Source organism: Bacillus sp. 11C (assembly GCF_055486375.1).
On the sequence record NZ_JBUPVZ010000019.1, the window covers coordinates 24,023 to 38,384 of the forward strand.

The following is a 14,362-nucleotide window of genomic DNA, read 5'->3' on the forward strand; positions in this document are numbered from 1 at the left end:
TCCTCACCTACTCTTTCACTTTCACGATTTTGGCAACAGCATCTTCCTCTTCGAATTTGCTGTCCAGCTTAGCTGTCAGGACGATGATAAATTTACGCGCTCTAATATCCTTATCCACTTCAATTCTGATATTACGGGAGAAGCCGAGAATAATATTCTTCGGATGTGTAAGGATGATATCAGAAACATCAGAAGTCGTTTCCGCTTCGCCAATCGTATAAGGCTGCAGGTTCGCAATTCCCTTGACTGGAACACCGAAAGCGGAAGAAAGCCCACCTTGAACAGCTGCATCCCCTAAGCTCGTTTGTCGATCAGCGACACGATCTTTCCATTCAACCTCAATACCAGGAGAAGTATAGAAGCGGAACTCCTGTGGAATTCGTAAATATTTAGACGGAACAGCCTTGTATCCACGCTTAAATGTTTGACGTGACAGTTCTTCGCCAGCTGCATCAACAATGTGAGAAGTGGCTTGTTTACGGATACCGTCTATCTGAGCAAGAAACGTATCAGATGAAGTTGTATCTCCGTTTACGATCAGTTCTTCGATATCAACCGCAGCACGTTCAGCTAAAATTTGCATGATTGTATTCTGAAGCCCATCTCCTTCAATGTTATTTTCGAGTGTGTCATAAGTAATATTGATTTCAGCAATAACTTCTTTTGCATTCAACTGGACAGTGCTTGTCGTTGGAACTACCCTTTGATCTTTTGTCAGCTCAGTTCCCTCTACTCCAGCTCTTAATACACGCTGCCCGAAGCCGATTTTCTCAAATTTTTGTGCATCATGGTCCATTGGAATGACGCGTGCGTCCTTTAAAATAGTTGGCGCATTCTGAACCATTCGAATAAATTCTTTTGACTGAGTAGGATTCATTAAGCCGCCACTTTTTAAGCTGGACAGCGTCATTTCTGCTTTTCTAATTGCCTCTTGGTTTGTCACTTCATTTCCTCCTTATAAAAAAAGTCAGGGTTTAAAGGAGCCCTGACCAGATTGATTTATTAACTTGTGTTTCAGTTTCTGAAGTCTCATCTTGTTTAGAGATTCCACGGCTTTTTTCAATCGCTTCAATACGATCAGCGAGCGGTTGAACAGCGTCTGTGATGGCTTTTTTCAGCTTCTTAGCCTCTTCTTCCTCAGCTACTTTTTCCTCGTCTTTCTTCTTTTTAGGATCCTCATCTTTTTCTAATTCTGCGAGCTGCTTCTTAATTGGATCTAATGCTTCTGCAATGGATTTTGCTACATCCTCTGCGTTCATTTCTTCTTCCTCTCCTTCCGTCTCTACCTGACTCAGCAAATTGCCGAGAGCAGTATGAGCGCTTTTAATTTCTTGCAAGTTTGAAGCCGAGAATTTTCGGCCGGCCTTTTGCAGCTCTTCAGGCTTTGGTCCAATCGCTTTCAAAATGTCATCGGAAATCAATACATTCTGGGCGATATTCACAAAGTCTTGCAGGGCTTCTCTAATTTTTTCGGGATCCGTCTCCATACCTTCGGAGTAATCCCATTTGAATAAAGCAGAGTTTAACGCATCTTGTGCCGCCCAAAACTCACGGCGTTTACGTCCTTCATCATATTTCTCCTGTACAGCGCCCTTGGCAAGATGGGCATTGCCAGTAAAAAAGTTTTTGAGCAAATTAAAAAGCCCTTTCTCGTCGTGTTTTTCTTGAGAAATAGGCTTTTCTTCTTGTTTTGCAATATCTGCGATGCCGGCCATTGAATAACCGGTGATCTCGCCTTTCTTGATTTCCTCCCATATTTCCTCGGAGGCTTTTGTCACAAGGACCCATGATCCTTTTTTGATGGTTTCCCCATTCATTTCAAAGTCTGCAGGTGCGACGTAGGACTCTACCACCGCGCCAACACCGCCCTTAAAGTCATGCTGCTTATCAATTTCACGGGCATCTTTCAGGAAGCCATGAGCGGCCTTTTCAATTTCTGCAGCTGTCATGAAATCCCCGTGAGCGTCTACTGTATCAGGCTCATATACGATACCGTACACAAGTTTTTGCTCGTCCGCTTCTTTTGCAATGACCTTGACTTCCTTTTGAAAGTCCGGCTGTTTTTCTGACTTCATAAAAAAGAACTGCTTTTGATTAGCAGCCTTATCTACGTAAGAAACATGCGTGATTTTTGCGTTTACCAATTCTCTTGGCATGTTGTTCACCTCCTTTCAAAATAAAAAGACCTTCACGATTGAAGGTCTTCTGATGCAAGTGATTTTGATAACTCAGTACGGAGTAGTTCGAGCGACTGCACACAAATGATGTAATACTCTCTTGCTGTTTCTGCAAATTGGGGCCTTTCATTTACTTTTACTTTCATACTATCGTTTTCTACTGAATGAGAAATGATAAATAAACTTTTTATAGCGTCAGCCGATTGTTTTGAAATTTTTTTATTCTCGTATAGAACATCCATAACGTGATAAGTGTCGCCTTCGAATGTCAAATCAGTATGCTTCATTACAAGAGCTATGATATTTTCTAAATCCCTTGTGAAATCACTCCAAATATCTTCAATAGTTTTGACTGGATCTAATAGCGCCTTTTTGCTCACTGATTCTATTATTTGTTTATCATTTCTCATTGATAAAGGAATGTGTATTAATGCTTTTTCATCTTTTTCATCTTTTTGAACCTTTTTAGATGCTTCTTTTAAATTCACTTTAGTTGTTTCTAACAACTCATCTACAATGAGTTTTAATCCGTTTCCTCCCCCTGCTTCCACTTGAACTTTCCTATTTTTCAAGATCTCTATTATTCCTTTTTTGAAGGAAAGTGCAATTATTAATATGACTAACGGCCACGAGGTAATTGCATTGGTAATAAATTTGGAATTAAAAATAGATGATATAAACTGACTAACCTGTTCCCACGTAATATTTAGTAATACCATATAGCTCCCCCACTTTTAGTAATGAGGAAATTATACTATTTTATTCCATGTTTGCTAAGGCTTCTCTTCTAATTTCTTCTTTTTCCTCAGCTGACAATCCTAAAATCTCGTTATCTACCACAGGCGACAAAACACAATGGCAATGAACCCGCTCCCCTGCTGATAGTTTAGGATCCCTCGGAAACATGCAGGTTTCGCTACTGCCTGGTATCTGAAATTCTTCATCTACTCCAATGACTGTACCGTCAAGATCGATGTGATTTTCACGCGGGTTGTTCTTCTTCCCTCCGCTGTGCCGCCATTTCTTTTTCTTTACTGCCGGCGATTGTGCATAAGATTCATGCTGCGCGGCAGAGGAAGCGGCAAGCACTTCAGTAATGGCCGTGGTCCGGGCCCGCTCCCGATCGAATTGCGGCATGTCTTTGAGAGTCAATTCAATGTCCTGGATAGATGCCCCGTCCTCGATAGCATCTGTCAGCACGTTTTCCACTGCCTCATGAGTATTCAACTTCATGATCTTAGCCAGCTTTTCCGACCAACCTTTGATCCAATCCGCTGCCCTGGTTGATAAAGCTTCAAATGGGACATCTGGATCCAATGAATCCATTATCACTCCGGCCAGTTCCTCAACGGTCTGCTGTAGAAATCCCTCGGTAAGCTCCTGAAATTCTTCCTCGAAGTCATCTTCTGCAAATAAGTTCTGTGTAAAAAACATCAGAATGGCTTCCAGCGTTTCTTTTGAGTCTTTACCTATAAAACCATTCAGCCCATCTAAAAACCTCTTACGCTGGCGTCTGAGCAATCTGGCAATGCCTTTTTCATATTCTTCTACAAAGCCGGGTATCTTAGAAAGGCCGGGGAAATCAGGTACGACCTCCACGAGCTTCTCTCTCTCATCTTCCTCGGCTTTTTGAATAAAGAGATTTAAATTCTCCAGCAGCTTATCCGTTTTGTTCATTGCTTTAGATCCTCCAGAACATCCCGCATGTCTTTTAGTATGCCGATTACATTAGGAGTGCCGCTTTTAGACTTAAAGAGCGCAGCCAACGGATCAGAAGCGGGCGCGGCGGTATTTTTGCCTATCGGTCTGCTGTACTCTTCCTCTGGCCATTCTTCAAGCGTCTTACCAAGAATACGTCCAGCCAGATCACGCAGATCATTCGGCGAGACTGCGCCGGCATTAATAAAAGGAGTCAGAACCTTTGCTATCTCGATAGGATCCCGGAAATCCGGTCCTTTTAACTGCAGCTCCACTTTGTGGATTTCAAGATCATTCAAGAATAAGGCGTTCAGCTTACCGGTGATCAATTTTCTTTCCGGCTGAAATACCTGCTCCTCTGTGATCTTTCTCGCCGTGTCAGCTGTCGCCTTGTTATAGTCCTGGGCTTCGCCAGTATAGAGCGGTGGCAACCGGAAGGCGGAGCGGAGCTTGTCCCTGCTCTTTTGATCGTATTCAAGAAATAATGCGTCTTGCTGAAGGATTTCAGCCAGTGACTTGATTTCCACTTTAACTGGCGTGATTTCCTCATCACCTTGAATGTTTTTCCCCTTGGCTATCCCTTCCGCTTCAAGCAAAAGGAACTTATGAGCGTTTTCCACACCTTCAAGACCGTTCATATAGTCCTGCAGTTGCTTATATGAGTCTTCAGACAGCATTCCATTTTCAATGGTTATAGCAGCGGGAACGTGCCGGCCCTGTTTGAAGTACATAAAATTCAACTCTTCAGCCTTACGCGCACCGTATAAATTAACAATGTGGCCAATCCAACGCGGCTTCCCATATGCTCCGCTCCCTATTTTAAAATGCACAACCTCATTGGCCTGTTTATCAAAAGGAGTCTTTTCATCATATTCTCCTGTTTCGGAATTCAAGATTCGAGGGTCTCCGTATTCTTTGAAAAACACCCTTTTTCCATTGATGATCTGCACATATTTTCGGAAGCGTTTTTGACGCCGCATCTTCTTTAATATACCTGACTCAAAATAATTGTATGGGACCTCTATAGGTTCTGATAATGAGCAAACTCGGACATACTCAGATGCCATATGTTCAATGCCAGCCGGTTTCCCGGCTCCGTCTCGGATCACTTCTATATATCCGTTGCCGGTCTTTTCCCGGTCTTCTATGCTAAAGCCGAGTAATGTTTCAGCTGATTCATCAAAATGAATATACTTGATAAATTCTTCAAGCTGCTGCCATTCTTTATCCGCTGCCGTTTTTTCTGCAGAATCCACTTCATCAGAATTGATATCCTTTGAGTATTTCATCTCGAAGCCAAAGCCCACTATATTGGTCTTGTACGCATCCACACACTGCTGTAAGATCGTCGAATACTCTGCGATGTGTTTAAGCTCTTTCAGGTTATACGGCGGGGGTATGATGTTCTCTCCGTACATTTCCGCAAATTCATCTTCATAAATCTGCTTTGTTGTTTCATTAGGTGGAGCAGCTTTAAATACTCGCGCTTTAACTGTAGATTTACTCATTCACTTCCCCCCTTTCTCTGCTTCGTGGTCTTGACCGTTTAGGTCTTCCTTTTGATTCTTCTTTCAGATCGGTTACCTCGTAATCATCAAGCGCGTACCATATCGCTGAAAGTGTATGCGGGTCTATGGTGAACTCATCTTCTATGATGTGTCCCAATTTATCCTTGGCATAGGTGAGCGGCTTCAGCTCGTATATCGTGTTCTCACATCGATCAGAACAAATGATTTTCTTGAACCGCTTGATCTTCTTTGTATATTGAAGGCGGGATCCTTTATATTTGTGGGCACCCACCATGTTGAATCCTTGCTGCTGAAAATATCGGATTGTTTTGGGCTCGGCTGAGTCCGCCTTAATTAACTCCTTGGTCTCAGCAAATTCACTTAGTTCTTCAGCCGTCTGGTCGTCCGTCATTCCATTTTTGTAATACTCCCAATAGATATAGAGGTATTTCTTTTCGTGGTCCACAGCGAGCCGGACAACGGCGTTGTATGACTCTTCAAAACCAAAGTCCATACCTACCCGCTTAAGCGGACGGTTAATATTAGCGATTGCTGTCATAACCTCTTCATGTGGCCTCTCTTCAAATTGCGGCAGCACACGAACCCCATTCACGCCAAAATGACCTTGCCGCGCAATTCGGTAAAGGTCTGGGTCGTATTCTTTCATTTCATCAAGCTGCTTCACGTAGCTTCCTGGAAGAAATAAATTATCGTCCGCTGTTGAGTGGTGATAATAGGTGTCATTAATTATGACAGTCCGCTTTTCGTATAGCTCTTTATCATCGAGCACAAACCGTTTTTGGCGGTCATCTTTGAAGAAATGCTTATATGTCCAGTTATCTTCTCCGACCGGGTTTGTTGAAAGAATCATATGAAGCGGCAATGTTGGGTGACGCAGACGTCCAAGCAGCTCCTTGAACCCCTCATACTTCACCTCAGAACATTCCTCAATCCATATGAGAGAAACGTTATTGATCGATTTCAGCTTGGCCGGCTTATCCAGCCCTTTAAATATGATTCGGCCTCCGTTTGGAAAGCGGATCTGCATTGGTGAAGAAACGCATCTAACAATATGATCGATCTCAAGGTCATTGATAATTTCATCAAAGAGGGAAAAGGTTGAGTCTCTATGCGTGTCGTATACTTCCCTCACGACAAGAACGGTCCGTTTCTCTTCAAGCAATTTAAGAACAATCTTGAGCGCCACATGATAACTCTTCGAGGATCCATAACCGCCGACTAAAAACTGAAACTTTTGACTCCAATCAAAGAGAAAATCTTCAAAGTGTGGATTTACTTCCTTGTTAATCATTTGCCCTCATCCTTACGCTTACGCTCAATAGTAATATGAACAGAATTATCAACCGGACGGGCTGTGAGCCTTTCAAGTTCTGCCTGTTTGGTCTCATTTGTAAGATAAATACCACGTAGCTTCAGCTCGTGCTCATCCATGGATCGAATCATTTCGTATTTCTGGCGGATTGCTTTTAACCGCTTATCAGTGACGCGTGTCATCGCTTCTTCCAAACGAAGAATCTTATCTACACTCGGCTCAGATACCTCTTCAATTTCAGTAACGACAAGGCGCTCATTCATAAGTGCCTGGTGCTTCACTAAACCGGTTTTCTGGTCCTTGGTCGGCACGATGTCTTTTACCTTTCGCAATTGCTGAAGGACGCGGCGTTGCGTTTCATTCAAGCCATTCTCTATACGGCTTATTCTCTGCATCATCCGCCGCTCCCTAAGGCTCAGCTCCCTGATTGTTAGATCAATTTGATAGAGCGGGTCTGTTTCGATCTGGCCAAACAGCTCTTTTTCTGTATCATCCATGAAATCAAATAGGATTGATTCATACTCGCCAGTGCGCACAGAGTTTTTATTTCCTTTGGGGGCTGCGCCGCCTTTATTCCCTTTGGCGTTTTGATTGCCAGGCGGCGCTTTTCCTCCCTTATTCCCTTTGGCGTTCTTACTTCCTTTTGGAGCACCAGGGCGTTTAGTAACGTTACCATTGGGTTTATCATTTTGTTTAGTAACGTTACCATTCAATTTATCTTCCCAATGATCTTGGTTTTTCCACTTACGAATAAGTGACGGGGAGCAACCGAGCTCCTCAGCTATATCTTTTAGTAAGCGGGTTCCGCCGCTTTCTTCCCACAGACGGAACGCTTCGTCTCGTTTAGGATCTCGTGGTCTCGGCATTACATCTCACCCACCTCCGGACCTCATAATTAAGTTTGAGTTTGTTTTTAAATTTCCTCATCCTTCTGAAGCTCTATATCAAGCTCTATGAGCTTTTTTAAATCGTCCACAGTATTCACCTTGATATGGCCACTTTGGAAGTCTTTAACCCACTGGGCGATACCTGCTTGAATAATTTTTCGGTATTTCTCTTTAGACTGACTGATGTTCTCTAACAACTCGGCACTATGCAGGAGAAGGAGATTCTCTTTTTCGTCATCAGAAAGGGAACATATGTTTCTATTTTCTATTGCCATCCTCCCTGTCCTCCATTACAATATGAGATGAGAGCGTGATGTTTTCCCACAACGCGGCCGCGTCTTGATCACGCTCTTTGACAGGGAGTTTCTCTCTGCTTAGAAAGGGAGGGTGTTATCAGCACCCTCTTTTTTTATTAAGAAAACCATTGTTTATGAATTTGCTCCGCTATGCCCTTCATCATTAAGGGCGGCACGCTCATACCGCAAACATACTGCGCTGAAGCGTTCATAAAATCATAGTCAAGAGGAAAAGACTGCATCAATATAATGTCTCGTTCAGAGATATAATAAGGCTCGTCATAACGAACAAAGACAGAACCGCTTGCAAGTGTAGGCGGCACTAGACTGTTTTTCACTAAAATCGTATTGAAATTAGATTCTTTCCCTTCTGTCCTTTTCGTTATATCACCTATGTTGCTATCTGACGGTCTTCTCTTCACCCATCTCCTATACAATTTCGATGTCTCTTTCAATCTGGATCCACGCCCGCTCCTAAACTCTTTATAAGGGATAGGCCGCTCATTAAACGAGAGCTTTAACTGAGGTAAGTTCAGATCTTTTCTCCGGCCAATAAAAAAGACCCGCTCTCTTCTTTGCGGGACTCCCATTGTGGCAGCATTCAACAAAAACACCTGAACGTCATACCCGATTTCTTTCGCTCTTTCTATTACAAGCTTCACATACCCTTTCGCTTTACCAATGATCATGCCTTTCACGTTCTCGGCTACAAAGGTTTTCGGCTTCAGTCTTTCAACTGCATCCAGGTAATCAAAAAATAAATCATCAAGCGACTGCTTAGCCTGTCCCTCTCTGAAAGCTTTTTCCTTTCCCCAAGCATCCTCACGATCACCAGCCATTGAAAAAACGCTGCATGGAGGGGATCCATCGAAAATATCCAAATCGAATAATTCCTCCGGCAGATCGTCCAATTTGTTGAATTTCCTGATATCCATTAAAAACGAGTATTTAGGATTGTGATTCTTTCTATAGATTTTCATCATTTGCGGATCAATTTCACAGTTTCCAAGAAGGTTATATCCAGCAAGCTTATAACCCATGGAGGAACCTCCGCCACATGAAAACGTACTAAAAACCTTCAATCCGTTCTGCTCAACATTTTTCAGATCAGACAGATACCATCTATAACTGTTCATTGTTGCTCACCTACTCATTGAAAGAGAACCCACATTTAGGACAGGTATGTTCAAATTGGTCCTCCTCGTAATCATCAAGATCAATCTCATGATTATCGGTAACTTTCCCGCCGTTCCCTGCATGTTCTGTCAGATCTTCTAAAATACTTTCTAGTTCGCCTTCTGAAAAGCCGGTGAAGGACAGATCAAAATTATTTTCTTCCAGCTCTCTTAAAACTTGTTCGAGCTTGTACTCATCCCAATCGCCGCCTGTTTTGTTTAGTGCAATATTTAAGGCTTTTTCCTCGTTATCATCGAGATTTACCACCGAAACAGTAAGCTCTGCAGGGTTATTCTCCATATGTATTTTGAACCGCTGATGGCCACCTACAAGGTTTCCTGTTCTTTCGTTCCAAACAAGCGGCTCGACATTACCGAACCGTTCAATAGATGCTTTTATTCTTTCATAATCGGGATCGCCTGGCTGGAGATCAATACGAGGGTTGTATGCAGCGGGGTTAATCTTTTCTACAGGTATAGTTCTAATATCCATGATGTCTCGCCTCCAATAAAAAAACACCTTATTCAGTAAGGTGTTTGGTGCTTGTTTATACTCTTCTTCTAAAATGTCTTTTATCTGGAATTTCATCTAAACACTCTTGTAATAATCTTTTATAACCGGTTAATTTTTTTAGTCTTCTTGATTCTCCAAATGATAGCGCAAACCAAATCGCTACCGCAGTATAAAAAACCAATATGATAATTGTAGAAGCAAAACTTACTTCTGCAAGACCAAGTCCATAATTTAAAGTACCGCCCAAAATAAAAGAAAGAATTGCAAAAAAAGCTGTAGTAAAGTGACTTAAAGCCTTTTTATTATCGATCATATCTTCCAGCCTGCCCAAAAGCATTTGAATTTGCTTTTTATCATGACGCTTTTTGATTTCTTCTCTAAATGTAATTTGATCAGAGAAGCTTTTTTTATGTATGTCCTTTTCAACTCGTTGCAAATAAATTTCTGCGTCTTTGATATCACCAAATTTAATTATTTCTTTGGTTTCACTCATAAAAAATCGCCTCCTAAAACTATATCGGAGGCGTTTTTTCAATATTTAGCAATTCAAGTTAGAATGCTTACTTAATATAAAACTCGTCAGTGTAGAATGTTCCTTCTGTTTTGACGGGATCTCCTTTGGAATCATAGCGCTCAACTTCAACTTTAAAGCGATATGTGCCTTTTTTGTTGTCGAACATCTCCTTGATGCCCCAATCATCATAATCCTTCTGATCGGGCTTAAGTGGATTTGGAGAATTCGCGTTAAGAGTCTTCCACTTCCCGCTCTCTTTCCGCTGAGGAATAAGGTTAGGACCTGCAATATAGTCATTGTCATTTTTGACAGCAACTCTAACGATCTTGTCCTCTCCTAAAATGTGATTCTGTTTTGTTGGATTGGCGCTTACTCCCTTTAATGAAGCCATTCCGATTTCCTCCCTTATTTTGTTTTTGTGCTCCTATCCCTCTCCAAAGCACTGGCAGCCATACTCCCGATACATGACGGCTGTTCCCATCATTTCACTTTCTCCGGATCCGGCCGCCTACACGTCTGAAGGTGTCACGTCTCGTTCCCATGATTTCTTCCCAATCCCTTCTCGTCAAAGGTTCATCTGCCTTTGTTGAGGGACTTAACACTTTTTTAAGCTGCTGTTTCGTGTCAGCAGATAAAACGTCTCTCATCTTCATCTTTCATTACTCCTTGCCGAATAAGCACCGCCTTACGCTATTCGCTTTTATTTATTTGTGGCCCGCCGATTTCCCCCAGGAGGTAAGCAAAGAAAATGGAGAGCCGGTTTAAGACTTTCCTTGCAAGCGGGATCTCACCGCTTGCGTTCCCCGTGACTATCGCGCGCAATACTGCATAGACTCCAGCCGCTCCTCCTGTGAAGCTAACGACCTTCATAGTCATTCGATACATCCGAGTGCACACTTGATAAAGGAAAGGTGCGTCTCCTGGTATGGCCATAAAAAAACGGCCACTAATCAGCTGTACAAAATCGCCTGTACAAAAGATCAGCGTCCGTAGGTATCTCCTTTTTGGACTGTTATTCACGTTCGTTTTCTTGTCTCTATCGTATGACAAAACACGATTTAAAAAAGTACCCATTTTATCCCCCGTTTTGTCGGCTTTTTATCGGTATTTTATCGGTGTATTTAGAGCAATAAAAAAAGCACTCTTTTATACAGAGTGCTTTTCAGTAGTTTCAGATGTAATGCCAACCCCATATAAATCCTGAATGCTGCTTAATTGCATTGCACATTCTCTCAAATCTCCAACCTCGATAGTTAAACTATCTTCTCCAGACGGATTACTTGCTATGATTCTATATTCTTTTTGAGCCTCAAAATATTTCCGCTTATAAAAAAGTGGTTTATAAATATTTTTTTCAACTTCTTCATCAGTCAATGGATAATTAGAGTATTCGTCAAAATACTTAACTGTATCGGCTAGCAATGCAATTTTCTCTATCGAAGCTTTTTCTTTTAATCTTTCAAAGAAAAAATTAGGTTCATGAATTATTATAGGTATTCTACCTTCAAACTCTTTAGCTAAGCCCTCTATTATCGAAGGTTTTATCTTATAAATAGCTTCTTCATTCTCAATTTTTAAATCATCAGCTAAATATAAATCATCTAAACTATAATCAATGATAGTGAAGCAAGAAAGCATAAGTGACCTAAATGATTCATTTATCTGAGTCATAAACCCTCTTTTTGTAGGAATAACAATCTTTTCACCCTTATGCTCTATCATGAATATGCTATTCTCAGTATCGAGATGTTTAAAAAGGGCACCTTCATATTTATCCCCAATTCCCTTAATTTTGGTACTCTTTTCTAAGTCGATAAAATAACCAGTGTTCATAAAGAAAACAGAACCATCTAAAAAAGAAGTAACATGGTCAGGCCTTACAAATTTAATAAGTAACAATTTCTTCCCTCCTTTTATAATAGTTTACAATATATCAATTGGTTAGAATACATACTAAAAAACAGCCCTCAGATTATTCCGAGCGCTGTCGCGATGTTGTATATAGCTTGTCTTTTCACCTGATAGAACTTATCTCTTTTGAGACCCAGCTCAATCATGATTTCAAGATCCTTTATTTTTTCTGGAGATAAGTATTTCTTCTCTATGATGCTGTATTCGTCTTGATCAAGGCAGTGCTTTAGCGCCCTATCCATCTGCTTGACCTTCAGCTCATTATATTCGGTGCTTTTCCGCAGCTGCGGGAATAACCCAATGACTCCCTTTTCCTTTTGCTCTCTCCTATTTTCCGCTTGAATTTTTAGTGATCTATACGTTTTCAGTTCCTTGATGACTGTGTTTCGCACTTCCTTTTCATTCACTTCCGGAATAAATGACAACTGTTGTGCTGCTTGCATGTGATACCTCCTAAATAGTAGAAGCGGGCACCGATCACACCGCTACTGCAGCATGATCGATGTCCGCGAAGTTTATCAAATTCACTTAATATAAATTTTTGCTGATCTTGCTGTACCGATGTATTTTCTTTCGCTTGAATCACTGTATAGATTAATAACGACTTGATATGTTCCCGGCCGCGTTTTTGATAAGCTGAATTTCTTTAACGGTGTACCCGATGTGAAATTACCCCGCTGCGCTCCTGAATTACTGTAATTATCCGTTCTGATTAACATAGCAGAGTAATACACACGGCCTGACGTTGTTTTTTGCGCTTTCCAATCCACTGAAGTGGCCCGCGTTGAATAGGTTGTGGCATCTGTATAAATTCTCACCTTTTTACTTGTTTGATAGCCTGACCAGGCAGCCGATGCGCCTTCTGGTAAAATCGTAACCCCTAATGTGATAACAGCAACTAAAGCAAATATGATCTTTTTCATTTGTTTTCGCTCTCCCATCTGTCGATATAAGCATAGCCATCATGCGTTAACACACACCCGAAATACGGAAGCCTTTCCGCTCCTGTCAGTTCCCTTACCTTCGGATCATACTTCCCTAATTCGTCCATATCCTCAATAAATTGCAGGAAAGAAGGATCAAACCTTTGTATTTCCCTTGCTGTTTCCGCTTCTGCGAATCCCCAAATTGTAGCGCCGTCCGCGCAGCCGTTCATAAAGTCGATATGTTTTTGCTCCATTTTCACAATTGAAGTCATTTTATTTATCCCCTTTCACTAACTCAGGATGGCTATATATGCTCTTTCCAGTCCATTCTAAAGACGAACACTCCAGTAAGGACATTTGTTTCTGATATTCGCTAATGATACGGCAGTCCCATTCATCGACTTGATCTGGGTCAATTGCTTCAACGTAGAACCCTAAGCATTCCGTTCCCTCATATTCTCCGCCGCTGCCATCCTGCATATATCGACCGAATTTCACCACCGCCAGCCATTTAGTATTCCAACTTCCCTCTACTTCAACGATATCACCCTCATACAGTTCAACGCCCTTAACCGCATCCGTTGCTTTGCTGTATAAATCTACTGTGCTATACAAATTCCTGCCAACAAATTCATAACCGTGTTCTCTGAAAATATATCTCATGTTTTTAGCGCTGCCGTTTTCAAGCGTTTCGATGTCTTCGACGTGAAATTTTATTTCGCCTGTCTTCCTGTGTTTGTACACATACCGCATTTTAAATTCTTCAGTCGGTTTCATTTCAGGCCCTCCCCACTCTCTTTGCGCGGTACATAAATTGAATCAGCGTGGTACTGATATCCCTCGTCATCAAAAGCCCCCCAAGTTTGGTTTGCCGGACGAATACGAACCAAAGTTCCACAGTCCTCACAAGGAGTAAATCTATAGCCATTAGGGACTTGCTTGTCCTTTTTTAAATTACAAGATGGACATGAAAACTTGGTCTTACAAATACTCCGTTCACTTGTCGAAGTATACTTTTTCGGTTCATTCTCCAATTTCTGATTGGATCCTAGTAAATCAGCCAACGGCGTTGTTAATGTCCGCTCACTATTCAGCAAATCAACACGGCGCGGCCGAGGTGTTTCTGCCCGGGCTACTGTTTTTTCGGGTACAGATGGGACATTATCCGTTTTTGGATCCTGATGTATATTTGTCTTGTGAACAATCCCATCTGAAATACTTCTATTATTCAAATCACGTACACGTAAAGGCTGCTTACTATCAACGCTTTTTACTGCTTCACTCTTCATGTAGAAAAGCAATTGTGCCAACAGTTTACCTGTTTCTTCCGCTGTAAAACCTGACGCCTCAAATTCCGCTTGTTTTAATTTGTCTTTAACCGCTACTTTGATCATTTTTATCTCTCCCGTTATATTTTTCATTT

Annotated in this window: 19 protein-coding genes; all 19 read right to left on the minus strand. The window is 41.6% G+C overall.

All coding sequences use genetic code 11. The features are described from left to right. Window positions 1-7: 7 nt before the first annotated feature. The 19 genes from ACY3LV_RS19100 to ACY3LV_RS19190 all read right to left on the minus strand — a co-directional run bounded on the left by ACY3LV_RS19100 (window position 8) and on the right by ACY3LV_RS19190 (window position 14,333). Window positions 8-943, minus strand: a complete 936-nt coding sequence (locus ACY3LV_RS19100; RefSeq protein WP_282627641.1) for a phage major capsid protein — start codon at window positions 941-943, stop codon at window positions 8-10. A 31-nt stretch (window positions 944-974) separates the two neighbouring features. Next, complete coding sequence (locus ACY3LV_RS19105; RefSeq protein ID WP_464864320.1) at window positions 975-2,156, minus strand: XkdF-like putative serine protease domain-containing protein; 1,182 nt, start codon at window positions 2,154-2,156, stop codon at window positions 975-977. Window positions 2,157-2,188: 32 nt separating this feature from the next. Next, window positions 2,189-2,896 (minus strand): hypothetical protein, encoded by a 708-nt coding sequence (locus tag ACY3LV_RS19110; protein ID WP_464864321.1) that lies wholly within the window; start codon window positions 2,894-2,896, stop codon window positions 2,189-2,191. 40 nt (window positions 2,897-2,936) lie between these two features. After that, on the minus strand, window positions 2,937-3,854 hold the full coding sequence (locus ACY3LV_RS19115) for a phage head morphogenesis protein (protein WP_464864322.1): 918 nt from the start codon (window positions 3,852-3,854) through the stop codon (window positions 2,937-2,939). Next, complete coding sequence (locus ACY3LV_RS19120; RefSeq protein ID WP_464864323.1) at window positions 3,851-5,383, minus strand: phage portal protein; 1,533 nt, start codon at window positions 5,381-5,383, stop codon at window positions 3,851-3,853. Before ACY3LV_RS19120 ends, ACY3LV_RS19115 begins: the two co-directional genes overlap by 4 nt. Then, window positions 5,376-6,695: a PBSX family phage terminase large subunit gene (locus ACY3LV_RS19125; RefSeq protein WP_464864324.1), complete on the minus strand. Its 1,320-nt coding sequence runs from the start codon at window positions 6,693-6,695 to the stop codon at window positions 5,376-5,378. Before ACY3LV_RS19125 ends, ACY3LV_RS19120 begins: the two co-directional genes overlap by 8 nt. Further along, on the minus strand, window positions 6,692-7,582 hold the full coding sequence (gene terS / locus ACY3LV_RS19130; protein ID WP_464864325.1) for a phage terminase small subunit: 891 nt from the start codon (window positions 7,580-7,582) through the stop codon (window positions 6,692-6,694). Before terS ends, ACY3LV_RS19125 begins: the two co-directional genes overlap by 4 nt. 47 nt (window positions 7,583-7,629) lie before the next feature. After that, on the minus strand, window positions 7,630-7,878 hold the full coding sequence (locus tag ACY3LV_RS19135) for a hypothetical protein (RefSeq protein ID WP_019713103.1): 249 nt from the start codon (window positions 7,876-7,878) through the stop codon (window positions 7,630-7,632). Between the two features lie 137 nt (window positions 7,879-8,015). Continuing rightward, window positions 8,016-9,035: a DNA cytosine methyltransferase gene (locus tag ACY3LV_RS19140; protein WP_464864326.1), complete on the minus strand. Its 1,020-nt coding sequence runs from the start codon at window positions 9,033-9,035 to the stop codon at window positions 8,016-8,018. A 10-nt stretch (window positions 9,036-9,045) separates the two neighbouring features. Then, window positions 9,046-9,567: a ParB N-terminal domain-containing protein gene (locus tag ACY3LV_RS19145; protein ID WP_464864327.1), complete on the minus strand. Its 522-nt coding sequence runs from the start codon at window positions 9,565-9,567 to the stop codon at window positions 9,046-9,048. A 55-nt stretch (window positions 9,568-9,622) separates the two neighbouring features. Continuing rightward, complete coding sequence (locus ACY3LV_RS19150; protein WP_326353061.1) at window positions 9,623-10,081, minus strand: hypothetical protein; 459 nt, start codon at window positions 10,079-10,081, stop codon at window positions 9,623-9,625. A gap of 67 nt (window positions 10,082-10,148) precedes the next feature. Continuing rightward, a complete protein-coding gene (locus ACY3LV_RS19155) occupies window positions 10,149-10,493 on the minus strand; it encodes a structural protein (RefSeq protein ID WP_264240455.1) in 345 nt (114 codons plus the stop codon). A 94-nt stretch (window positions 10,494-10,587) separates the two neighbouring features. After that, complete coding sequence (locus ACY3LV_RS19160; protein ID WP_010330145.1) at window positions 10,588-10,755, minus strand: hypothetical protein; 168 nt, start codon at window positions 10,753-10,755, stop codon at window positions 10,588-10,590. Window positions 10,756-11,248: 493 nt separating this feature from the next. Then, window positions 11,249-12,001 (minus strand): hypothetical protein, encoded by a 753-nt coding sequence (locus tag ACY3LV_RS19165; RefSeq protein ID WP_440645060.1) that lies wholly within the window; start codon window positions 11,999-12,001, stop codon window positions 11,249-11,251. A 68-nt stretch (window positions 12,002-12,069) separates the two neighbouring features. Further along, the gene (locus tag ACY3LV_RS19170; protein ID WP_019712760.1) at window positions 12,070-12,456 is read right to left on the minus strand and encodes an ArpU family phage packaging/lysis transcriptional regulator; all 387 of its coding nucleotides are present in this window, start codon (window positions 12,454-12,456) and stop codon (window positions 12,070-12,072) included. Between the two features lie 81 nt (window positions 12,457-12,537). After that, on the minus strand, window positions 12,538-12,936 hold the full coding sequence (locus tag ACY3LV_RS19175) for a hypothetical protein (protein WP_264240459.1): 399 nt from the start codon (window positions 12,934-12,936) through the stop codon (window positions 12,538-12,540). Further along, the gene (locus ACY3LV_RS19180) at window positions 12,933-13,211 is read right to left on the minus strand and encodes a hypothetical protein (protein ID WP_264240460.1); all 279 of its coding nucleotides are present in this window, start codon (window positions 13,209-13,211) and stop codon (window positions 12,933-12,935) included. Before ACY3LV_RS19180 ends, ACY3LV_RS19175 begins: the two co-directional genes overlap by 4 nt. A gap of 1 nt (window position 13,212) precedes the next feature. Then, entirely contained in the window at window positions 13,213-13,716 is a 504-nt protein-coding gene (locus ACY3LV_RS19185; RefSeq protein WP_464864328.1) for a hypothetical protein, read from the minus strand. Next, window positions 13,713-14,333 carry a hypothetical protein gene (locus ACY3LV_RS19190; protein ID WP_464864329.1) on the minus strand — a complete coding sequence of 207 codons (621 nt, stop codon included), beginning with the start codon at window positions 14,331-14,333 and terminating at the stop codon, window positions 13,713-13,715. Before ACY3LV_RS19190 ends, ACY3LV_RS19185 begins: the two co-directional genes overlap by 4 nt. Window positions 14,334-14,362 lie beyond the last annotated feature (29 nt).